At 69.0% G+C, this 21,191-nt stretch carries 22 protein-coding genes; 8 read left to right on the forward strand and 14 right to left on the reverse strand.

Translation table 11 applies throughout. The annotated features are described in order from the left end of the window. The first annotated feature begins 21 nt into the window (after window positions 1–21). Complete coding sequence (locus NO931_RS06165) at window positions 22–903, forward strand: hypothetical protein (RefSeq protein ID WP_256391758.1); 882 nt, start codon at window positions 22–24, stop codon at window positions 901–903. A gap of 110 nt (window positions 904–1,013) precedes the next feature. On the opposite strand, the gene NO931_RS06170 is transcribed toward NO931_RS06165, so the two are convergent. Further along, window positions 1,014–1,994: a transcriptional regulator gene (locus tag NO931_RS06170; RefSeq protein WP_256391759.1), complete on the reverse strand. Its 981-nt coding sequence runs from the start codon at window positions 1,992–1,994 to the stop codon at window positions 1,014–1,016. 163 nt (window positions 1,995–2,157) lie between these two features. After that, the gene (locus NO931_RS06175) at window positions 2,158–2,475 is read right to left on the reverse strand and encodes a DUF7991 family protein (protein ID WP_256391760.1); all 318 of its coding nucleotides are present in this window, start codon (window positions 2,473–2,475) and stop codon (window positions 2,158–2,160) included. A gap of 93 nt (window positions 2,476–2,568) precedes the next feature. On the opposite strand from NO931_RS06175, the gene NO931_RS06180 reads away from it, so the two are divergent. After that, window positions 2,569–3,606: a thiamine pyrophosphate-dependent enzyme gene (locus NO931_RS06180; RefSeq protein ID WP_256391761.1), complete on the forward strand. Its 1,038-nt coding sequence runs from the start codon at window positions 2,569–2,571 to the stop codon at window positions 3,604–3,606. A 30-nt stretch (window positions 3,607–3,636) separates the two neighbouring features. Here the strand turns inward: NO931_RS06180 and NO931_RS06185 are convergent, their stop codons facing one another. The 6 genes from NO931_RS06185 to NO931_RS06210 form a co-directional block, all read right to left on the reverse strand. Beyond that, window positions 3,637–4,770: a Brp/Blh family beta-carotene 15,15'-dioxygenase gene (locus NO931_RS06185; protein WP_256391762.1), complete on the reverse strand. Its 1,134-nt coding sequence runs from the start codon at window positions 4,768–4,770 to the stop codon at window positions 3,637–3,639. Continuing rightward, window positions 4,767–5,483, reverse strand: a complete 717-nt coding sequence (locus NO931_RS20695) for a lycopene cyclase domain-containing protein (protein WP_256391763.1) — start codon at window positions 5,481–5,483, stop codon at window positions 4,767–4,769. The genes NO931_RS06185 and NO931_RS20695 overlap by 4 nt, the downstream gene beginning before the upstream one ends. Before the next feature lie 100 nt (window positions 5,484–5,583). Beyond that, window positions 5,584–6,333 (reverse strand): bacteriorhodopsin, encoded by a 750-nt coding sequence (locus tag NO931_RS06195; protein ID WP_256391764.1) that lies wholly within the window; start codon window positions 6,331–6,333, stop codon window positions 5,584–5,586. A gap of 75 nt (window positions 6,334–6,408) precedes the next feature. Further along, window positions 6,409–8,457 carry a bacterio-opsin activator domain-containing protein gene (locus NO931_RS06200; RefSeq protein ID WP_256391765.1) on the reverse strand — a complete coding sequence of 683 codons (2,049 nt, stop codon included), beginning with the start codon at window positions 8,455–8,457 and terminating at the stop codon, window positions 6,409–6,411. A gap of 86 nt (window positions 8,458–8,543) precedes the next feature. Further along, window positions 8,544–8,945 carry a DUF6276 family protein gene (locus tag NO931_RS06205; protein WP_256391766.1) on the reverse strand — a complete coding sequence of 134 codons (402 nt, stop codon included), beginning with the start codon at window positions 8,943–8,945 and terminating at the stop codon, window positions 8,544–8,546. A gap of 60 nt (window positions 8,946–9,005) precedes the next feature. Beyond that, window positions 9,006–9,695: a V-type ATP synthase subunit D gene (locus NO931_RS06210; RefSeq protein ID WP_256391767.1), complete on the reverse strand. Its 690-nt coding sequence runs from the start codon at window positions 9,693–9,695 to the stop codon at window positions 9,006–9,008. A 153-nt stretch (window positions 9,696–9,848) separates the two neighbouring features. Here NO931_RS06210 and NO931_RS06215 point away from each other — a divergent pair, with 153 nt between their 5' ends. Further along, complete coding sequence (locus tag NO931_RS06215; protein ID WP_256391768.1) at window positions 9,849–9,995, forward strand: hypothetical protein; 147 nt, start codon at window positions 9,849–9,851, stop codon at window positions 9,993–9,995. A gap of 59 nt (window positions 9,996–10,054) precedes the next feature. Beyond that, window positions 10,055–10,702: a ribonuclease HII gene (rnhB, locus tag NO931_RS06220; protein WP_256391769.1), complete on the forward strand. Its 648-nt coding sequence runs from the start codon at window positions 10,055–10,057 to the stop codon at window positions 10,700–10,702. A 61-nt stretch (window positions 10,703–10,763) separates the two neighbouring features. On the opposite strand, the gene NO931_RS06225 is transcribed toward rnhB, so the two are convergent. After that, complete coding sequence (locus tag NO931_RS06225; RefSeq protein WP_256391770.1) at window positions 10,764–12,347, reverse strand: preprotein translocase subunit SecD family protein; 1,584 nt, start codon at window positions 12,345–12,347, stop codon at window positions 10,764–10,766. Next, window positions 12,344–13,231, reverse strand: a complete 888-nt coding sequence (secF, locus tag NO931_RS06230; protein ID WP_256391771.1) for a protein translocase subunit SecF — start codon at window positions 13,229–13,231, stop codon at window positions 12,344–12,346. The genes NO931_RS06225 and secF overlap by 4 nt, the downstream gene beginning before the upstream one ends. Before the next feature lie 214 nt (window positions 13,232–13,445). Here secF and coxB point away from each other — a divergent pair, with 214 nt between their 5' ends. The 3 genes from coxB (at window position 13,446) to NO931_RS06245 (ending at window position 17,476) form a co-directional block, all read left to right on the forward strand. After that, window positions 13,446–14,318: a cytochrome c oxidase subunit II gene (gene coxB, locus NO931_RS06235; protein WP_256391772.1), complete on the forward strand. Its 873-nt coding sequence runs from the start codon at window positions 13,446–13,448 to the stop codon at window positions 14,316–14,318. Then, a complete protein-coding gene (locus tag NO931_RS06240) occupies window positions 14,315–16,837 on the forward strand; it encodes a cbb3-type cytochrome c oxidase subunit I (RefSeq protein WP_256391773.1) in 2,523 nt (840 codons plus the stop codon). Before coxB ends, NO931_RS06240 begins: the two co-directional genes overlap by 4 nt. Before the next feature lie 81 nt (window positions 16,838–16,918). Next, window positions 16,919–17,476 carry a GNAT family N-acetyltransferase gene (locus tag NO931_RS06245; RefSeq protein ID WP_256391774.1) on the forward strand — a complete coding sequence of 186 codons (558 nt, stop codon included), beginning with the start codon at window positions 16,919–16,921 and terminating at the stop codon, window positions 17,474–17,476. 17 nt (window positions 17,477–17,493) lie between these two features. Here NO931_RS06245 and NO931_RS06250 read toward each other — a convergent pair whose 3' ends face one another. Both NO931_RS06250 and NO931_RS06255 read right to left on the reverse strand, forming a co-directional pair. After that, window positions 17,494–17,877 (reverse strand): DUF7410 domain-containing protein, encoded by a 384-nt coding sequence (locus NO931_RS06250; protein ID WP_256391775.1) that lies wholly within the window; start codon window positions 17,875–17,877, stop codon window positions 17,494–17,496. Between the two features lie 95 nt (window positions 17,878–17,972). Continuing rightward, window positions 17,973–19,388 carry a hypothetical protein gene (locus NO931_RS06255; RefSeq protein WP_256391776.1) on the reverse strand — a complete coding sequence of 472 codons (1,416 nt, stop codon included), beginning with the start codon at window positions 19,386–19,388 and terminating at the stop codon, window positions 17,973–17,975. A 145-nt stretch (window positions 19,389–19,533) separates the two neighbouring features. Between NO931_RS06255 and NO931_RS06260 the strand changes: the two genes are divergently transcribed. Next, a complete protein-coding gene (locus NO931_RS06260) occupies window positions 19,534–19,800 on the forward strand; it encodes a cytochrome C oxidase subunit IV family protein (RefSeq protein WP_256391777.1) in 267 nt (88 codons plus the stop codon). A 13-nt stretch (window positions 19,801–19,813) separates the two neighbouring features. On the opposite strand, the gene NO931_RS06265 is transcribed toward NO931_RS06260, so the two are convergent. Beyond that, window positions 19,814–20,599, reverse strand: coding sequence for a DUF7546 family protein (locus NO931_RS06265; RefSeq protein WP_256391778.1), 786 nt, complete (start codon window positions 20,597–20,599; stop codon window positions 19,814–19,816). 2 nt (window positions 20,600–20,601) lie between these two features. Next, window positions 20,602–21,063, reverse strand: coding sequence for a hypothetical protein (locus NO931_RS06270; protein ID WP_256391779.1), 462 nt, complete (start codon window positions 21,061–21,063; stop codon window positions 20,602–20,604). Window positions 21,064–21,191 lie beyond the last annotated feature (128 nt).

Below are 21,191 nucleotides of genomic sequence, written 5' to 3' on the forward strand. Positions count from 1 at the left end.
AGCCTGATAACCGCTCGTACGATGGGACGCTTCTCCGATCATCTCGAAACGGGTGTCGGCGCGGTCGGCGACCTCGCGCCACTGATGGTCGTCCCGGTCGTGCTGTCGCTGTTCGACGTCGACGCGATCCGGAACGTGCTGGCCTTCGAGGGCTGGCACGTCGGCCTGCGGTTCGGCATCCCCGTTCCGGCGGTCGACCTCTGGACGGTCGTGAACCCGCCGGACGCCGAGGTCGTCGGCGGGACGAGCTACCAGTGGGAGGCCGGGACGACGGACCTGCTGGCCGTCGCGAGCGGCGGCGCCGACGCGCTGGCTCTCGCGATCGGGTCGGCGTTCGTCGGTCTGCTTCTCGAAGCGGTCCTCGTGGCAGGCTATCTCGGGAGCGTCCGGGAGCACCTCGTAACCGGTTCGTACGAGTTCGTCGGGAACGTCCGGCGCTACGCGGGCCGGATCGCCGGGCTCTACCTGCTGGGCTTCGCCGCCTTCGTCGTCGCGGTGCCAGTCTTCCTCGTCGCGCCGCCGCTGATCGTCCCGGCGATCGTCGGCTTTTTCGCCGCACTGTACTTGCTCTGGGCGACGCCGTACCTGATCGTCGTCCGGGACTGCTCGCTCGGCGACGGACTGGTCGAGAGCTATCGCTACGCGGTCGCCGGCGGCCCTCACTTCCGGTTCACGATCGGCTTTCTCGTGACGATTCTCGCGCTCTCTGCGCCCGCGTCGCTGATCGTCGCGAACGCCGGCGCGATCGGGCTACTGCTCGGGGTCGCCCTCATCGGGCCGCTCGGCCTCGCGCTGAACGTGGCGGTCGTGGACTTCGTGCTCGATCTCGTCGACGACCGTGACGCTGCGGCATCGAACTCTGCGGATCGCCCGAGAAGCGGCGCGGACGACGCTCCGTTCTGAGACGCTCTCTCCCCCGTCAGTGATCGTCGATATCAGAAAGTCCCCGCCCGCTCGACGGCGGACGAGCCGAGGGCTCGGACGATATCACTCGGCGCCCTCAAAAACTGATCCTAGGCCGGCTCTTCTTCGTAGTCCGTGCGCTCGCGCAGCAGGTCGCGGAACTCGTCGGGGTCGTCGATCGACTCGGCCTCCTCGCGCTCGATGAGCGCGGTGCCTTCGACGGAGTCGCGCTTGGTGCTGTCGACGAAGTACACCGACCGCGTCCCCACAACTCGGCCCAGCGAGCCCATGATGCGGGCGCGCTTCTCGGCGGCGCGGGTGAACTCCGAGTGGCCCGTCAGCACCGTCCCCTCGGCGGGCCCGGCGTCCTCGGATTCCTCGCTGACGGCTTTGAACGGCGCGCGCAGCGTCGGGTGGACGTCGTAGCCCGCCTGAGTCATCACCGTGACGATACGTTCGTCGTCGGGGTCGGCGTCGGGTTCGTTCGGCGTCGGATCCTCGTCGCGGACCTCCTCGGCGCCTTCGAGCACGTCGACCGGACTGGTCAGCCCGGAGCCGAACATCTCCTCTAACTGCATCGCGACCTCGATCGAGGCGTTCATCCCGTCCTCGTACTTCGAGACGGTGCGTCGCGAGACGCCCAGCTCTGTGGCCAGCTGACCGAGGCTCCAGCCGCGTTCCTCGCGCTTGTCCTCGAGGATCTCGCTGTCGATGCTGACGTACAGTCCGCCGGGGGCGGCGTAGATCAGCGGCGGGATCTCCTCGACGAACAGGTCCATCGCGGTGTCGGGGCTCAGCGCGGGGACGCCGTGGCGGAAGTACACCACCTCGGGTTTGAGATCCTCGTCGCGCGTCCGCAGGCCGACGACCAGCGGCGTCGCGTCGAGGTACGCGCCGATGCGGCGCATCTCTTGGCCCGTCTGAGCGTCGAAAGCGTCGACGTTCCGCAGAATCTTCAGCAACACCAGATCTTCTCCCCGGCGGGCAGCGACGTCGAAGCTCCGCGGCCGGATCGCACAGCGATCGCTCACCGCGAAGCCGGCATCCTCCAGCATGGCGACGACGTTGCCGACCAGCGCAGACCGGGACATACCCGTAGGTAAGTAATTCGCTCTATTTAGGGGTTGTGGCGTCTACGTCGCGCTCGCGTCGGGTGATTGCCCCCGAACGGCGGCGGTAGTTTAAAATACGACGCCGCGGTCGCTTCGGCGTCCCGCCCGTCACGCCGGCCGGACGCCGCGGACCGGTCGAGACTCAGGTTTTCTCGGGTAGTTCGACGGTCTCGGGATCGGGCATCCACAGCAGGTCGATGGCGAATCCGAGCGTCAGCGGGATCGCGATGACGAGCAACACCGCCGTCGTCTTGTTGCCGACGTTCCCGCCGATCCCCAGCGCGCCGGTCAGAACGAGCGTGCTCGCCACCAGCAGCATCGGGACGAACACGACCGCGTACACGGCCGACCCCCAGACGGTATCGAGGCTAATCCGGAAGAAGCGCGTCGCGACCGCGGCGATCACCGTGTGCAAGGCGACGACGAAGAGCAGTCCCGCGATCGCGCCGATGGAAGCCATGCTTCCCCGTTCGGTCCGCCCGACCTTTTCGCTGTCGGATAGCGGTGACGCTCGGGCCGAACGATTAAGCCACGGCCGCACGACGCACAGAGCGTGTACACGGTCATCGCCGAGCGCGATCTCGACGAGGCGGGCGTGTCGCCGGACGCCGCGCTCGCGATCTACAGCGAGATGGTCCGCGCGCGGCGCTTCGACGAGCGCGCGCTCGCGCTCCAGCGCCGCGGCTGGATGAGCGGCTACCCGCCGTTCAGGGGGCAGGAGGCCACGCAGGTCGGCGCCGTCCGCGCGATGGCGGGCGACGACTGGCTCGTCCCGACGTACCGCTCGAACGCCGCCCAGATCGCCCGCGGCGTCCCGATGAGCGACCTGTTTCTCTTTCGGCGCGGCCACGCCGAGTTCCACTCCGGCCACGACCGCCCGGTGTTCCCGCAGGCGGTGCCCATCGCGACTCAACTTCCCCACGCCGTGGGGCTTGGAATGGCGGCGGACTACCGGGGCGACGACAGCGCCGTCCTCTGCCTGTTCGGCGACGGCGCGACCAGCGAAGGCGACTTCCACGAGGCCGTCAACTTCGCGGGCGTGTTCGACGCGCCGGTCGTCTTTCTCTGCGAGAACAACGGCTGGGCGATCTCGATGCCCGCCGAGCGCCAGACCGCCAGCCCGACGATCGCCGAAAAGGCCGGCGCGTACGGCATCGACGGCGAGCACGTCGACGGCAACGACCCGCTGGCGGTCCGTGACGTCGTCGGCGTCGCGCTCGAACGGGCCCGCGAGGGCGATCCGGTGCTCGTCGAGAGCCTGACCTATCGACAGGGCGCTCACACCACCAGCGACGACCCCTCGCGGTATCGCGAGGACGCCGCTGCCGAGTTCCCCGAGTGGCGCACCGCCGATCCGGTCGAGCGCTACGAGGACTACCTGATCGAGCAAGGGCTGCTCGACGAGGACACCCGCGAGGAGATCCGAGCGGACGCCGACGACGCCGTCGACCGGGCCGTCGAGCGCGCGGAAGCCGTGGCCGATCCGGACCCCGACGGGGTGTTCGATGACGTCTACGACGACCTGCCTCCGGAGCTGCAGCGACAGCGGGACGACTTGCTGGACCGCGCAACTGGCGACGGCGGCGACTGACTCCTCGGCGGACGACTCGCTCCGGGTGACTCACGCGCGCCGACGATCTCCGTCGGCGTTCGATCCCGTATCGGTGCCCGCCGTCGTGACAGCGACCGTTCTTTCCCCTTCGCCTGCCCCCGCGTCGGCGTCCCACAGCCCCTGCGCGCGGTCCAGCGCGCAGACGACGACCGTGTGGGGAAGCGTCAGCACGGCGATAAAGGCCAGATAGAGCCCCAGCGAAGCGAGCGGGGTCGCGCTCGTCGCTCGCACCGCGTACCAGCCCGCCAACAGGGCGATCGCGAGCCCCGTCAGCGGCGCCGCGTCGCGCCCGACCAGCCCGAGTGCGCGACCCGGGCGTCCGCTCGCGAGCGCCGCGTCGCCGTCCGGGTCCAGCGCCGCGAGCCGGCCGACGTGTCGGAGCGAGTGCCACAGGCAAAAGTACAGCCCGACGGAAAGCAGCGGCGGGACCGTCCAGAAGTACGCCCACAGTAGCGCGGTCTCGCCGGCGTCGATCAGCCACCCGCGCGAGGGGCCCCGCCGGCGGTAGCCGGCGGCCAGCGCGAGCACGGTCAGCCCGCCGAACCCGATGCCGAGCGCCAGGCGCGTCCCCGGAGCGAACGGCCACGCCGGGACGCTCGACGCGCCGACGGCGCCGGCCATCGCGGCGACGACGCGCCGGTACCAGCCGGGGTACGCGAGCAGCGGGACCACCATCGGAACGCCGCCCCGGACCGCCACCGCGAGGGCGCGTCCCCGTCGCGATCGCAGGTGATCGGCGCCGAGCAGCGCCACCAGCGGGTACAGGTCGCCCTGCCCCCAGTGGGCCCACGTCAGCAAGATGAACAGGCCGGCCGCGACGACGGGCGCGACGAGCCACAGGACCGCGTACGCCCCGCCCAGAATGAGGTAGAGTACGCCGACGCGGGCGAGCGACCGCGCGTCGGCCCGACGCCCGTTCGCACGGGGCAACGCCAGGTGGTCGACCGCGCCGTGGGGAAGTCCCAGCAGGAGTACGCTCGCCGCTAGCGGGGCCAGCCGGAGTTCCAGCGGCAGCGACGACAGCCGGACGAGGACGCCGGCGAGCAGCCCCGCGCCGACGGCGAGCCACGACGGCACCACGGTCGCTCGGACGAGGCTCCGCCGCGCCGTCTCGGTCGCGCTCGGCGGCGTGGCGGCGCTCACTCGCCGATCACCCAGTCGAACAGCACCAGTCCCTGGACGACGAACAGCGTCGTCGTCAGGAAGAACGTCGCCTCCTCGACGGGCAGTCCCAGCACGGCGACGCCGGTGGTGTGGCGCGCCGAGAGCTGCCAGGTGCCCGCCGAGAGCGCGATCCGGTCGATCAGACAGAGGTACGCCGTCGGGAGCGCGACGCCGACCGCGACCGTGCGACGCGCACGCCACAGCGCCGGCCAGCCGAAGCCCCACTGTAGCGCCAGCACCGGGCCGGCCCACGCCAGGATCGCGCCGAGGTAGAACGTCGCGCCGCCCCGCAGCGCCAGCGCGACGCCGACGACGCCGACGGCGATGCCCGCGAGCGCACCGCCGAGCCGATCGGTCCCGCTCACCGACGCGCCGTCGGCGTCGGGCGCGGGCAGCTGGGTCAGCCACAGCGCGGCCAGCACCGTCTGGACGACGATGAACAGGTACTCCTCGACCGGCGCGAGCCAGAGCCGCGCGGTCACGGCGTCCTCGCCGTACCACCAGACGCCCCGGTCGATGAGGTAGTTGTCCCACGGCGTCGTGTACGCCAGCGCGAGCGCGAGGACAACCGCCGTGCCGGCCCAGTGGGCCGAGTTCCACTCCGACCGCCGGCGCACGCCCGCCGCTGTGAGCGCGGCCAGCGGCGGGAGCAAGAACAGCCCGTGGAACTGGAAGTAGGTGATCGCTGTCACTGTGGTGTCTCGCGGGGCCGGCGGCGGTCGTACGCGCTGTTCGAGCGTCTCCGTCCGGTCTCGTCCGACGGCCGAGCGGGTCGGCCGACCGCCGCGGCGATCAGGCCGTCCGCCCGGTCGCGGGCTGGATCGTCTCGGCCTGATCCAGCACCGTGTGGCTCCGGAGCAGGATGTAGCCGAAGCCGGCCTTCGCGGTCAGGTCAAGCGCGGCGAACCCAGCCGTCTCGACGAAGAGGCCCAGCAGATTGAGCCCCTCGGTGCCGAGCAACCACCAGACCGGGTACGCCAGCCACAGTACGGTGAGCATGTTCCGCAGCAGGGTGAACTTGTTCTGTGCCTCTGTGGGCAGCGTCTCGGCCTGTTCGGAGAGCGCGCCGAACAGGTAGTACAGTAACACGAGCAGGAACGCGGTGCTGACGCCCCACCAGATCAGCCGCTGTGCGCCGACCGCGATCGTCCCCGTACCGTCGCCGGTCAGGGTTGCGATCGCACCCGTGCCGATCATCAGCACGTCGAGGCCGACCACCGTCTGGATCGTGTTGCGGTCGGCGCCGGCGAGCAACCCGAGGTCGTACAGCAACAGCGGCGTCGTCAGGATCCAGTCGGTGTACCGCGCCCAGTAGATCGGGAGCGTCTCGCCGGCGACGGTCACCTCGGTCAGCCCGAACCCCAGTGCCATCGCGAGGTAGTTGACGAACGCGATCGCCGTGATGAACGTGGTGACGATGTAGAATTTCTTGCGTCGTTCTTCCTCGACGCTTCGGCCGCGAGCGACGAAGTACACCGTCGCGAGAAACATTCCTGCCGTGCCTATCCACAGCCAGATGGCCTCTGCTTCGGGTTGTGCCATGGTACATCCTATACTCGGGAGTAAAATTGCAAAACGGCGATACCACACCTGTGTGGTGGCCGACGGGGGGATTTATCAGTCGGCCGGGTCGGCCCGCTCCTCGTAGAACGCTTCGACGAGTTTGCGCTGGGCGGCTCGGAGGTGCTGGTGGAACGTCGACCGCGAGACGCCCATCGAGTCCGCGAGTTCGTCGCCCGACACCGACCGAGGACGCTCGAAGTAGTCGCCGAGGTACGCCCGCCGGAGCGCGCTCTGCTGGCGGTCGGTGAGCCGCCGCTCCACCCTGGCGACGAACTCGCGGCGGGTCTCGGCCGGTCGATCGCGCTCGCGGTAGGCCGCGAAGTCGACGCCGGGGAGCCGCTTCTCGATGCGGTCGACCACCGCGCGGGCGTCCTCGGTCTCGGAGACGCGGACCGTCAGCCTCGCCCCGTCGGGATCGGCGACGATCGATCGCGTCTCGACGCCCAGCTCGGCGAGCACCTCGACGACGAACGGTTCGGCGAGTTCGAACTCCGCGAGACACCCCTCGTCGCTCTCGCTCACGATCGTGGTGGACGCGACCGTCGGTCGCCTCGCCGCGGCGTCCGCGAGCCGGTCGGGCGCCGCGTCGGCGACGTCGACGAACGCCAGCAGCGCCCCGTCGTCGGCTCGGACCGACCCGGCGTACTCCACGCGACAGTCCAGTTCCGCCGCGAGCGAGACGAGTAGCAGGTCGCTTCCCACGACGTCGAACTCCAGCTCCGCCACGACGTCGGCGGTCAGTCGCTCCTCGTTCTCGCGCGCGTTGATCGTCGCGGCGACCGTTCGCCCGAGCGCCGTCAGGATCGCCCGCTCGTGGTCCTCGAAGGCGTCCGGGTCGCTCGCGTAGACGCAGAGCACGCCGTAGAGTCGCCCCCTGTCGGTCAGGGGCACCGCCGCCATCGACTGGCTCCCCTCGGGCCAGCCGACCACGGGGAGTCCGTCGGGGTCGCCCGAGCCGTCCTGAACGACTCGGAACTCGCGCTCCTCGATGGCCGCGCCGACGGGCGTCTCCGCGCCGAAATCGACGTCGTGCCCGTCGCCGAACTGGACGTCGCCGGCCGAGCAGGCTGCCGGCCTGACCCGGTCGCTCGCCACGTTGTACTCGCCGATCCAGGCGAAGTCGTAGGGCTCCGCGTCGCCGACCCGCTCGCAGACGCGCCGGAGCAGTTCTTCCCGGCCGCTCGCGTGCACGAGCGCCCCCGTGACGTCTAAGACGAGCCCGTCGAGGCGGTCGAGCAGCTCCTTCAGCGACCGGCGTTCCGCTTCGAGGGCGTCCGCGCGCCGGCGGGCCGCGAACTCGGCGCGCTTGCGCTGGGTGACGTCGGTCTGGAACCCCACGTAGTACGCCAACTCCTCGCCGTCGTAGACGGGCGCGAGATCGACCCGATTCCAGAACATGCGACCGTCCTGCCGGTAGTTGACCAGCACCTCGCTCGCGGACTCGCCGGTGTCGATGGCCGCCCGCATGCGATCGACCGGCTCCGACGCCGTCGCGGGCCCCTGGAGGAACCGGCAGTTCCGTCCGAGCGTCGCCGCGCGGTCGTACCCGGTGAGCCGCTCGAACGCCTCGTTGACGTACACCAGCGGCATATCTTCCGCCCGCGCGTCCGCGATGGTGATCCCCACCGGCGCCTCGTCCATCGCCCGCTCTTTCAGCGCGGGCGGGAGATCGCCGTCCGCGTCGCCGATCGTGTCGATCGCCGTTCGGCGGCCGAACTGCCGGCGGTCGAGCAAGTCGGAGACGGTCTCGACGAGTCGGTCGACACCGTCGGGCAGCGGCTCTTTGATCACGTACTCGGTGACGCCGGCCGACAGCGCGGCGCTCGCGAGCGCCTCGTCGCCGTCGCCGACGAACAGCACGACCGGCAGCGTCGGGTAGCGATCTCGCACGGCGTTTAGCAGGTCGATGCCGTCGCTCTCGGGAAGCTGGTGTTCGCTGATCACGCAGTCGACCGGCTCCTCGAGCAGCGCTCGGCGCGCGTCCGCGGCGGTCGTCGCCGTCTCGACTGCGGCGTCGCCGAACGCCGCCACCACCGTCTCCGTCGCCCGCGCGTCGGCGTCGACGTACAGCACGCAGTCACCTCCGTCGGACGGGCACGCCATACGCGGCGTCGAGGTCCGGGCCGACAAGAACGTTTCCCCGGTAGACCCGGGTTTGACGGGGTAAGCACCGCTTTCCGCCCGACGGGTCACTCGATCAGCTGCTGGAGCTGGGGCCGCCGCCGCTCCAGATCGACCCGCGGATCGACGTCCGGATCGCTCGACAACCGATCGAGCACCAGAAAGACGTCCGTTCCGCCGTCCTCCAGCCGGTCGACGAGCGACTGAATCTCCGGTTTGTTCAGGACGAGCGACTCCAGCAGGCCCAGCAGGAGCGCGACCCCCGCGGCGGCGTCCGGATCGGCCGGGAACGCGTCGTGGACGGATGCCGCGGACGCCGCGGCGGCGTCAGCGCCGTCGTCGACCGCCCGAACCGACAGGCAGATCGGGCAGATCGCGGCGACGTCCGCTTCCTCGGGCGCAAACTCCCGCAGCTCGTCGGGCACATCGAAAGCAACCATAGCCTCGTCGCCGCAGGCGTCACAGCGCATGCAGGGGGCAACGACTCGGAACGAGAAAAACTACCGGGAGAACGGATCGCGCGGCGTCGCTCAGTCGTCCGCCTGGAGCGGCTCGGTCTGGCGCTCGGCCTCGGCGCGCTCCTCTTCCTCTTCGGCTTCCTCCTTTTTCTCCTTGATCTTCTTCATGCGGAAGATCTCCTCGCGCTCCTGCTCTTCGAGCTTCTGCTCGATGTACTCCTGGTTTTCCTTGAGGTCGGGCAGGAGCTTGAACTCCAGAGCGTTGACGCGGCGCTTGGTCGTCTCGATCTCCTCGAGCATCTTCTTCATCGCCGTCTCGACCTCGGCGGCGAGGATGATCGATTCGAGCAGGTCTTCGTAGGCCTCGGCGGCCTCGTCGATCCGCGCGGAGGTGCCCAGCACGCCGTAGCCCCGCTGGTCGAGGCTCTTTTTGACGCGCGTGGACTCGATCTGGGGGACGACGACGCCCATGATGTTCTTGGACTCGGTCGTGATCTCGGGATGTTCCTTGAGCGCGGCGGCCGCACCGCGGACCGCGACGTCGCCCTCCATCGCGCGGGCCTTGTCGATCGTCGTCTGGGCGGTCTCGTAGTCGGCTTCGAGGTTCGCCCGGACGTCCTGGGCCTGGTCGAGGATGTCCATGAACTCCATGATCAGGCCGTCGCGCTTCTTCTCCAGCGTGTCGTGGCCCCGCTCGGAGAGCTCGATGCGATCCTCGATCGCCATCAGGTTCTTCCGAGTGGGCTTGACGTCTTTGGCCATTTACCGGGTCCTTGTGGGCCGAGTCGGATAACTGTTTACAGACGCCTCGGGAGCGGTCCGGCGGCCTGACAGGCTCGCGGCGGGCGGCTTGCCGGCGCCGGCGTGACGCTTATGACGTCTCGTGCCAGAGAGTACCACGGAGGGGGAGACAGCATGTGTCACCACTACGTCGAGGACGAACTGGCGCTCGCGGAGGAACTGCGCGACGCGGACGCCGACGAGGAGCGCGTCGAGGACGAGCCACAGGAGGAAGACGAGCCCGCCGAACCGGCGATGCCCGAGCCGGCGGCCGACGACTGAGGAGACCGCCCGCTTCTTTTGCGAAACGACTTTGCGCCGGCAGCGGCTGCTATCGCTCGATGGAGCACGCCTTCGGCGCCGACGAGGCCGGTCGCGGCCCGGCGCTCGGCTCGATGTTCGTCGCGGCGGTCGCCGTCGACGACGCCGCGGCGATCCCCGACGGCGTCGACGACTCGAAGCAACTCTCCCGCGCGCGCCGGGAGGAGCTCGCGGCCGAACTGCGCGGCGACGACGGCGTCCGGGCCGAGATCGTGGAGATCCCGACCGAACGCATCGACGCTCCCGAGTCCGACATGAACGCGCTGACCGTCGACGCACAGGCGCGGGCGCTCGACGCCGTCGTCGAGGCCGGAACCGTGGGAATCGTCGACGCCTGCGACACCGACGCCGAGCGGTTCGCCCGCCGGGTCGGCGACGGCGTCGACGCCGCCGTCGAGGTGCGCGCGGAACACGGCGCGGACGAGGCCTACCCGGTCGTCAGCGCAGCGAGCGTGCTGGCGAAAGTGGCCCGGGACCGTCACGTCGACGCGCTCGCGCAGCGCTACGGCGAGGTCGGCAGCGGCTACCCCAGCGATCCGACCACGCGCGAGTTCATCCGCGGCTACGTCGACGACCACGGCGCGCTGCCCGACTGCGCGCGCGAGAGCTGGGGAACTTGCGAGGACGCGCTGGCGGCCGCCGAGCAGTCGGCGCTGGATCGGTTCTGAGGCTGTTTCGAGAAACGACGGCGCAAGAACGAGACTCCGCCAGCGAAAAAACGAACGGCGCTTACTTGTCGGTCTTCAGCCGCCGGAGGATGTTCCCGTAGGCGGGGCGCGTGATGAACACGCCGATCAGCACGCCGAGGATCGTGATGATGGCGAACCCGCGCAGTTCGCCCAGCGAGAGGATCGCCAGCGGACTCATCGCGATGATCGTCGTCGCGGCGGCCGCGCCGATCACCCAGAACGCCTTCCTGAACCGGCTGTCGAACACCCGGCCGGCACTGACGTCCCCCTCGTCTAACACCTCGTCGGCGATGATGATCAGGTCGTCCACCCCGGTCCCGACGACCGCGATGAACCCGGCGACGTGCGAGAGATCGATCGGCATCTTGATCGCCGCTGCGAAGCCGAGCAGGATCACCACCTCCGAGAGCGCGGTGACCGACATCGGCGCGGCGACCCGCGGGTTACCGTACCGCAGGAACACCACGAGCACGACCGTTAGCACCGCGATGAGGCCGGTCAGCGCCGAGCTGGTCCGGAACTGCTGGGCCTGATCGGGCTCGATCTCGTCGCTGCTAGAGTCCTCGCCCAGATCCAGCGTCGCCGGCAGGCTACCCTGCTGGATGCTGGTGCGGATCTCCTGGGCGCTCTGGCGGTCTCCCGTGGTGATGTCGAATGTCGGCTGTCGCGCGAACTGGTCGTTTACCATCAACTGTCCGAGACTCTGGGTATCCATCCCGAGTCCGGTGACGGTCTCGTTGTCGTAGTTCACGAGCTGACAGTACCCCCATTGGCTGGGATCTCTCTGCTCCGAGTAGACGCACTGCCCGTTGGTCGCGATCCCTGTCTCGACCATCAGGTCCGAGTACCCCGGTGCGGCTTCCTGCGTGAGCGTCACGGAGAACCGGTAGCCGTCACGCCCCTCCATCTGTTCTATCTGGCCGGTATCCGTGATGTCGTCCGACCGCAGTGCGACCTGCTGTTCGTAGCCGGTCCCGTTACCGCTCGCGTTGTCGGTCGGGTAGTGGGCGACGACCTCCACGACGCCGCGGTTCTGGATGACGTCCCGGAGCTCGCCGAGCTCGACGTTTCGCCCGGGCGCCTCGATCTCGAGGTACCACTCGCTGCCGACCTGCACCTCGCTCACCGTCGCGCCGGTGAACCCGGTGTTCTGGACGCGGGTTTCGAGGACCTCGACCATCGTGTCGCGGGTCTCGGCGGTGACGCCGCTCCGTATCGTGACGTCCTCGCTCGCGTGCCCGGTCTCCTCCAAGGCCGCCTCCAGTTCGGCGTCGGTGACGTTGCCGCTGAACACCTCGACGGTGTTGCCGTCGGCGCTGGCCGCCACCCGCGGCTGGTCGAGCCCGAGTTGGTTCGCCACCGCGGCGGCGATCTCGCCCTGTTCGTTCTGGGCGACGTCGACGTTCTCGGCGGTGACGCCGTCGACGGGTGCCCGGATCCGGGCGCCGCCGCCGAGTTCGATGCCGTACTTCAGATTCGTCGGCGTATCCGCCGCCGTCTGGTTCCCGCCGATGTCGTCGCCCAGGCCCGCGCCGGGGACGAACAGGAAGAAACACGCCAGCGCGATCAGCGCGACGAGGATCGAGATCCGGAGGTTGTTCCGGACGAGTTCGATCGGCTTCATCGCGCCACCCCCTCGAACTTGTACCAGCGAAGCAGACTGAGGTTGAGCATGTAGGTGTTCATCAGGTCAGCCGCGAGCCCGACGACCAGCACGAGGCCGATGTCCGAGAGCAGCCCGATGCCGAAGAACGTCGCCACGATCGTCATCACCGCCATCGCGGCCATCGAGGTGACGGTCATCGTCACGCCGGTTTTCATCGCGCGGTAGGTGCTCTCGTAGAAGCCGCCGCGTCGCCGGAGGATGTGGTTGTTCAGCAGGATGTCCGAGTCGACGCTATACCCGATCAACATCAGCAGGGCGGCGACGGTCCCCAGCGACAGCGGGATGCCCGCGAGGTTCATCACCGCCAGCGGGATCATCACGTCGCTGAACGCCGAGATCACGATCGCGATGCTCGGGACGAACGTCCGGAACAGGATGAACGCGATGACGCTCATCCCGAGGAACGCGATGACCAGCCCCCAGAGCGCGAGCGTCTTGTTCTCCTGCCCGAACGTGGGCGGGATCGAGCTCTCCTGGCTGACCACCTCGCCGTCCTCGGCGTCGGGGACTGGTTCGAGGTTCTCGTTGGCCTGCTGAGCCAGCGCCTCCGAGTCGCTGCTCGAGAACTGGACGAGATAGGTGTTGGACTCGCCGCCCACCGTCGAGATCGACTCGACGTTCTCGTCGAACGCTTGACTGATCTCGTCGGGGCCGTCCGTGGTCTGGATCCGGAGCTCCGTCCCGCCCACGAAGTCGAGCCCGAGCGTGGCCGGTGCGCCGGTGACGATCCACCAGCCGGCGATCACCACCAGCGCGACCGCCAGCACCGCGAGAGGGACCGCCGCGAGCTGACGGTTCGTGTACCGGTCGTAGTCGATTTCCGGTACATCGAACTGAATCATATGGCGGCACGTCGGTCGGGATTCCGAATAAGCCTTCTTATCTCGCCGAGCGCCGGCGCCTCCCGATGCGACGGTCTGTCCCCCTCCAGTACCGCGGTTCGAAGCGATCCTCCGAACACGAGAATCGTTCTCAATGACATCCGTTATCGTGAGTAGAGTTACCGATCCCCGCAACAGATAAGTGAGATCCATGTGAATTTTGAGTAATGTGCTCGTGAGTAGCCCAGCTACGCTGTTCGTTCCCCTGCAGTTCGCCGGCCAGTCCCGCGCCGAGATCTTCCAGTCCATCTTCACGGTGTTTCTGGCGCTGGGGACGCTCGTCGGCGTCGTCGTGATCGGCTACACGCTGTACAACGCCTACCGCAACCGCGCCGAGGGCGTCGAACGCGACGCCGAGGACGGGCTCGACGACCCCGCGGGCGCCGCGGCGTCGGAGAACCGAGCGCGCGTCGGCGATCTCCCCTCGGGCGGCGGCGGCGGCCGAAAGCTGTTTCTCTCCTTCGCGATCAGCGCGATCATCGTCGTCGGGCTGATCATCTGGACGTACTCGGCGCTGCTGTACGTCGAGGGGCAGCCCAACACCGCCGACGCCGAACAGATCAACGTCACCGGCGAGGACTTCACCTGGCAGTTCGAGTACGAGAACGGCGTCACGACGGTCAACGAGCTGCGCGTGCCGGCCAACGAGCGTGTAGTGCTCCGGGCGACCTCGGGCGACGTCTGGCACACCTTCGGCATCCCCGAAAAGCACGTCAAGACAGACGCCATCCCCGGCCAGACCTCGACGACGTGGTTCGACACGGGCGAGACCGGCGAGTATCGCGCCGAGTGCTTCGAGCTCTGTGGCACCGGCCACTCGGGCATGACGGCCGACGTGATCGTGATGGAACCCGACGCCTACGAGCGGTGGCTCGCGAACCAATCCGATGGCGACGAAGCGGCGTCGAACGAGAGCGACGGCGCGAACACGTCGGCGAACCGGCTCGACGCCGGGGACGCCGCGGCGTCCGGGCCAACCCACAGCGATGTCGCGGCGACCGAATTGACACCGCCGATCGCCGCACGCGACCGAGGTGAGAGCCGATGAGCACCGAAGACTCCCACGACCATCACCTCCCGCCGATGTCGTCGGTCAGGCGCTGGCTCGTCACGACGAATCACAAGGACGTCGGGATCCTCTACATCGTGACCTCGCTGTTCTTCCTGGTGGCCGGCGGGATCCTCGCGCTGCTCTTTCGAGTTCAACTCTGGTCGCCCGGCGCGTCGATCCTCTCGGCGTCGGCGTACAACCAGGCCGTCACGGTCCACGGGTTGGTGATGGTGTTCTGGTTCCTCTCGCCGTTCGCGTTCGGGTTCGCCAACTACGTCGTCCCCCTGCAGATCGGCGCGAAGGATCTGGCGTTTCCCAGGCTGAACGCCCTGAGCTACTGGCTGTACCTGTTCTCGGGGCTCCTCGTCCTCGCCTCGTTCTTCCAGGGCGGGGCGTTCCAGGGCGGCTGGACGATGTACGCGCCGCTGAACGTCGAGATGGCCGAGGCGACCGGCGGGCAGCTCCCGATGTTCACGCCCTCGGTCGGCGGCACGATGACGATTCTGGCGCTGACGCTTTTTGTCATCTCGGTCACCGTCGGCACGATCAACTTCCTCGTGACGATCCACCGCGGGCGTGCGGAGGGGATGGGGCTGTGGCAGCTCCCGATGTTCTCGTGGTCGATCCTGCTGACCGTCTGGATGATGCTGTTCGCGTTCGCGGCGCTGCTGGCCGCGCTGGTGGTCCTGCTGTCGGACCGGATCGTCGGCACGACCTACCTCGCCGCGACGGGCTCTGGCGGCTCCTTGCTGTGGGCCCACATCTTCTGGTTCTTCGGCCACCCGGAGGTGTACATCGTCTTCTTCCCGGCGCTGGGCGTGATGTTCGAGGCGTTCCAGTCCTTCTGCGGGCGTCGGCTCGTCGGGCGCAAGTGGGTGATCCTCGCGATGATCCTCGTGGCGGTCCAGAGCTTCCTCGTCTGGATGCACCACATGTTCCTGACGACGATCAACTTGGAGATCAAGACGCTGATGATGGCCTCGACGATCGGGATCTCGCTACCCTTCGACCTGATGGTGTTCTCGATGATCTACACGATGGCGAAGGGGAAGATCCGCTTCACGACGCCGTTCCTGTTCTCGCTGGGCGCGCTGATCCTGTTTATCATCGGCGGGATCACCGGCGTCTTCCTCGGCGCGATCGTGCTCGACTACGAGTTCCGGGGCACCTACTGGGTGGTCGCGCACTTCCACTACGTGATGGTCGCGGGCGTGACGGCGTTGATCGGCGGACTCTACTACTGGTTCCCGAAGATGACGGGGAAGATGTACGACGAGCGCCTCGGAAAGCTCCACTTCGCGCTGTACTTCGTCGGGTTCAACCTGCTGTACTTCCCGATGTTCGCCGCCTGGGAGACGCCTCGGCGCGTGTTCGAGTACGCCACCGGCCTGACGCCGTGGCACCAACTCGCGACGATCGGCGGATTCGTCCTCGGCGGGTCGTTCCTCGTGATGTTCTACAACCTCTACCACAGTTTCCTCTCGGGCGATCCCGCGGGCGAGAACCCCTGGACGCACGCCCGGACGACCGAGTGGGCGATCCCCTCGCCGCCGCCCCTGGAGAACTGGACCGGGCGCGTCTCCTTTGCCGACGGCGGGCTCTCGTTCGTCGACGACGAGGACCGGGCCGCCGCTGACGGTGGGATGTCTGACGCCGCCGATCGCTCTGCAGACGGCGGCACCGCGGTCGGCCGCCCGGCCGTCCCGACCGGCGCGACCGCGGCGCCGACGTCGACCGAGACCGCCCACGGCGACGAGCCCGACCACGCCAGCATCTGGCCGCTCGGCGTCGGCGTCGGGCTGTTCTTCCTGTTCGCCGGACTGTCAGCGTTCCGGCAGGGCGAACTCGTTCAGAACGTCTATCTCGCGCCGCTGGCGGTCGGGCTCGGGGTCACCCTCTACAGCTCGTATCAGTTCGGGATGGAGAGCTTCCACGCGCCCGAGCCGGCGATCGCCGAACGCTGGCCGTTCGACGGCGTCGAGAAGGGGAAGCTCGGCGTCTGGTTCTTCCTCGCCTCGGACGTGGTCGTGTTCGGCGCGCTCATCGGCGCGTACCTGTTCATCCGGGTCAACTTCGGCTGGGCCGACTGGCACAACGTGCCGCCGGACGCCCTGCCCGGGCTGGTGAACACGCTCGTGTTGCTGACCAGCAGCTTCACCGTCGTCCTCGCGATGGTGTACGCCGAGCGCGGAAGCAAGCGCGGACTGGTCGGCAGCCTCGTCGCCACCGTCCTACTCGGGCTAGCGTTCCTCGGCATCAAGGCCTGGGAGTGGTCCCACGAGTTCGCCATCGGCGTCTACCCGTGGTCGGGCATCGAGGAGTCGGTGTACTACCTCACGACGGGGATGCACGGGCTCCACGTGATCCTGGGGATGCTCGTCGCGCTGTTCATGATCTACCGCGCCAGCAACGGGGCGTATCTCGGCGACGACGAGCCGGTCGAGTACTTCGGGCTGTACTGGCACTTCGTCGACATCGTGTGGGTGTTGCTGTTCCCGCTGTTCTACCTGCTGTAAGGTGATTTTCCCGCCTCACATCGCCGTCTCACGATCGGTCGTGGCCGAAAGCTTATGCCGCGTCTCCGAGTCGACGGGCGCATGCCCGGTCCCAGAATCGCGAGTGGTGAACGGGTCACGCTCCGGACGCTCGAACGCGACGACCTTCGGTTCCTCCAGCGGGCGTTCGCCAACCCCGAACTCCGGTACCCGGTCGGGACGCAGCTCAAGACCGAGGATCAACTCGAAGACTGGCACGAGGACGAGAGCAAAGACGAGTTTCTCGTCTGTCTGGACGACGCCGGCCCCGGGCGTCCCGACGAGGACGCCGACGTCCGGCCCATCGGTGCGATCACCGCCGAGGATATGGATTGGCGTCGCCCCGAACTCGCCTACTGGCTCGTCCCCGAGGTCCACGGCGAGGGCTACGGCGCGGAGGCGCTCTCGCTGGTCGTCGACTATCTGTTCCGCACCTACGATGCGCCCGCCGTCGGCGCGGGCGTGTTCGCGTTCAACGACGCATCGCGAGGGCTACTGGAGTCGCTGGGGTTCGAGGAAGAAGGGCGCGTTCGGAAGGATCGATTTATCGATGGAGCGTACCGCGATCGGATCGTCTACGGACTGCTCCGTGAGGACTGGCGCGACGCGGAGCGTTCGTAGCACGACGCCGCTGCGCCTCACGCCCAGACGAACCCGTACAGGTACGTGAACACGAAGTAGGTGACCAGCAGCGTCACGACGACCTTGACGTGGAACGTGAAGAGGTCGTGGTTCTCCTCGTCGTAGATCGCCTCGTAGCGCTCGCGCTCGGCGTCGCTGCACGCGTCGGGATGGACCTCGCCGAGGTGGAGTGCGTACAGGCGCTCGTTCTTGAATGGCCGCTCGCAGTGGCGACACCGCGCCGCGGGCTGTTCGCCCTCGGGCACCGCGACGTTCGGGCCGGGCGTCGACGCGGCCGTAGCGGCGTCGGCGGTCGCAGGCGTAGCGGCGTCGGCGGTCGCGGGCGCTGCGTCGCCGTCGTGCGACGCGGACGCGGCGGCGTCGTTCGTCGGTGTCGCCATGGCGTCGTCGATCGGTGTGTGATACGATCCCTCACCTCAAGAAATTTGCTGCCACGTGACGCACGGGAACGGTCGGAATCGAACGCTGCCTCGCGCTATCCCTGCACGAACGGCGTCGCCCCCGTCGGCAGCGACAGCAGCCACAGCGACAGCATCGTGTAGGCGACCATCACCGCGATGAAGGGGATCTGGCTGCGGATCGCCTGCAGGCGGCCGGGGAACAGATCGAACGATGTCGCGTGGGCCGCCCAGACCGCCAGCACGTGGCCCGCGAGCACGAAGGCGATGTCGAGCGTTCCGAACCAGCCGGGCAGCACCAGCCGCGTGAACGCCGGCGGCGCGGGCGGCGAGAGCGGGTTCAGCAGCGCGGTCCACAGCGACGGCGTCTGCGAGACGAAGAAGGCGAAGTAGTGCGCGAGGTGGTACCCTCCGGCGATCGCCAAAAGCGAGGGGGCAAAGCGCAGCGCGAGAGAGCGCGCGGTGAGGTACGTCGTCGCGCGCTCGCGGGAGCGACGCGCCGCCAGCAGGTACGCGCCCAAGAATAGCGCGAAGCCGGCGAGCAGGAGGAGCAGGTACGCGACGACCGGCGGGAGGCCGACGCCGACCAGCGCGCGGACGACCGTCTCGCCCGGCGGCGTCACGACGAACCCGCTCAGCGTCAGCTCCCAGACCAGCAACACGACGAAGGCCACGTCCGAGAGGTCGGTGACCAGGTCGGCCTCGCGGAGCCGCGAGCCGGGCGCGCGCAGCGACCAGCCCTCGCTCGTGCGCTGGAGCGGCCCGACCGCGCCGTAGAACCGGAACCACGCCGAGACGGGGTCGGCGTTCCGAACCCAGGCGTCGGGCCCGACCGCGACGGCGCCCGTGATCGTGAACGCCGAGTAGCCCAGGACGGCCCACGCGAGCGTCGCGGGCGACTGGGTCAGCGGCGTCACGATCTCGACGTAGATCAGCGCCAGTAGGGCGGCGACGGCGGGCCAGCGCTTCCAGTCGGCGGGGTACTCGACGACGCCGTTCGGGAGCGCCGCGGCGACGCGACGCCACGGATCGAGCGCCGGCCAGGGGTTCCCGACGGCGTACGCGACCATCGTCAGCCCGGCGCGCGCGCCGACGAACACCACCAGCACCGCAAAGCTCGCGCTCCCGATCTGCGGGCCGGTGAAGCCGGTGTAGACGACCAGCGCCAGCACGAGCGCCGTTCCGGCCGCCCCCAGCCTGCCGAGCCACTCCCGGGCGGTCTCGGGTTCCGGAACGGTCAGCGACCAGGTGTGGATCTCCTCCAGGAGCGCCCGATCGGTCACCAGCATCGAGAGCATCCCCGAAGCCGCGATGACGGCCCCGCCGGTAAGCAGGAACAGCCACGTCGGCACCGTCACGGTGCCCGTGCCGCCCTGCAGGCCGCTGACGACGTTGCTCGCCGCCGCGACGTCGCTGCCGGCGGCGACGCCGACCGTCAGCGCCAGCGCGGCCGTCAGCGCGCCGCGGCGTCCGCGCAGTGAGCCCGCTGTCATTCTCGTCTGCATCGTGCCGGCCGAGCATCATCATCCTGTCGTCTGCTTCGCTCGGTCCGGCGGCACGGCGGCGGTCGGCACCGCAGTATCGTGCGTGTTATTCACAGGCGAATCTATAAGTTTCGGGCGACCCAGATCTACAGTGATGGCGTCGCTCCGGACGTACTTCGCGATCTACGTCGTGCTGATGGCGCTGGCGATCTCGAAGTTCGCGTTCTTCGAGGTCGCCTTTCTGAGCTACGAACAGGCCATCGCCGCGACGTTCGTCGCCGCCGCGATCAAGATCAGTCTGATCGCGGGTTACTTCCAGCACCTGCGCGAGGAGCCCCGACCGATCACGTACGTGATGCTCACCGGGCTGTTCATGGTGCTCCTGCTCGCGGGCGCGGCGACGTTCTCTGTCTGGGGCTAGTTCTCCCGGTTCGTTACGAGAACCGACCGCCGATAGCCGCGCCGATCGCCGGGCCCCAGTACAACCCGGCCGCCGACAGGAGGTACGACAGCGTCGCGATGTCCAGCGAGAACGCGTAGGCCGCGGTCGCGGCGCCGGTGCCGGCGACGCCCGCGACCAGCGCGGCGACGAGTGGGAGGCTACAGCTCGCGCAGGCAGCCAGCCCGAGCACCCCGGACAGCGCGGCGCCGCTGGCGTCGAGCACCGCGGCGTACACGAGGTACGACAGCGCGGCGTAGCCGATCACCACGAACGGGATCGCAGTCACGGTCAGCACCGCGCCGGAGTACTGGATCGTCGGCCCCCACCCGGGCGACGCCGCGATCACGCGGACGCCGCTCGCGCCGTGGCTCGCGGGGCCGACCACGCTTCCCAGCCGCGCGAGCGCCAGCAGGTACGCCGCGGCGACCGCGACTGCGACGAGTCTGCGGCGGCGGTTCGTCGGCGGCAGCGAGCGCGTCGCGACCGCCCACGCGCCGACGGTGATCCAGACGACCGGGTACCAGATGTACCGCAGACTGGTCGGCCGAGCGTTCGTCACCGCGAAGTAACCCGCGACCAGTACCGCCTGCGCGACGACCAGCGCCGTCGCGACCTGCACGTCCCGGCGCGCGAGCGTGGCCGCGAGGTGGCCGTCCGCGGTCGGCGCCGCTTCGACGCGGCCGCCGTCTGCTCGCCGTTCGTCCGGTGCTCGCTCGCCGTCGGCGTCCGGCCCGTCCTCGGGTCGTCCCCAGTCGCGGCGTCGGTCGTCGCCCGTCACGGTCAGCCCAGCACCAGGACGACGATCATCCCGAGCAGCGCGAGCCCGCCGAGCACGCCGATCCCCTCGGCGATGGCCAGCGACTCGGGGCGGCCGCGGCTCTTGGCGGTCGCGTACGTCCCGACGACGAGGTACAGGCCGACGAGCGCGACGAGCCCCAACGCGGCCAGCGCGCCCGCGCTCTGGGCGAGGCCGGAGACCGCCGCGATCCCCGCGACGACGACGCCGAGCACCGCCGCAGCGACGCCGAGATACCACGCCCGCGGCGTCCGCGCGAGCCGACTCGGCCGCGACTCGTCGGTTCCTCTGGAATCGTCAGCTTGCCCGTCGCTCCGGGGCCCGCGCGTCCCGAACGACCCGCTCGACGCCGCGCGGCGTCGCCGGTTCGTCCGAACGAGCAGGTACGTAACCGCCAGCAGGGCGGTTCCGGTCGCGAGCGTACTCGCGAGATGCGGTTCTGCCATGATTTCTCTCCGTCCGCCGGCCAGCGTTCACGCCTCGTGTTGGCACGGCGTACGCTAGTGAGTCTTTCACGTTCGTTCGTCATAAAATGGCGTGTCCGTTCGGTCGATGGCCTCCTCGGCAGCGGGCG

It is taken from the genome of Natronoarchaeum rubrum, from assembly GCF_024494695.1.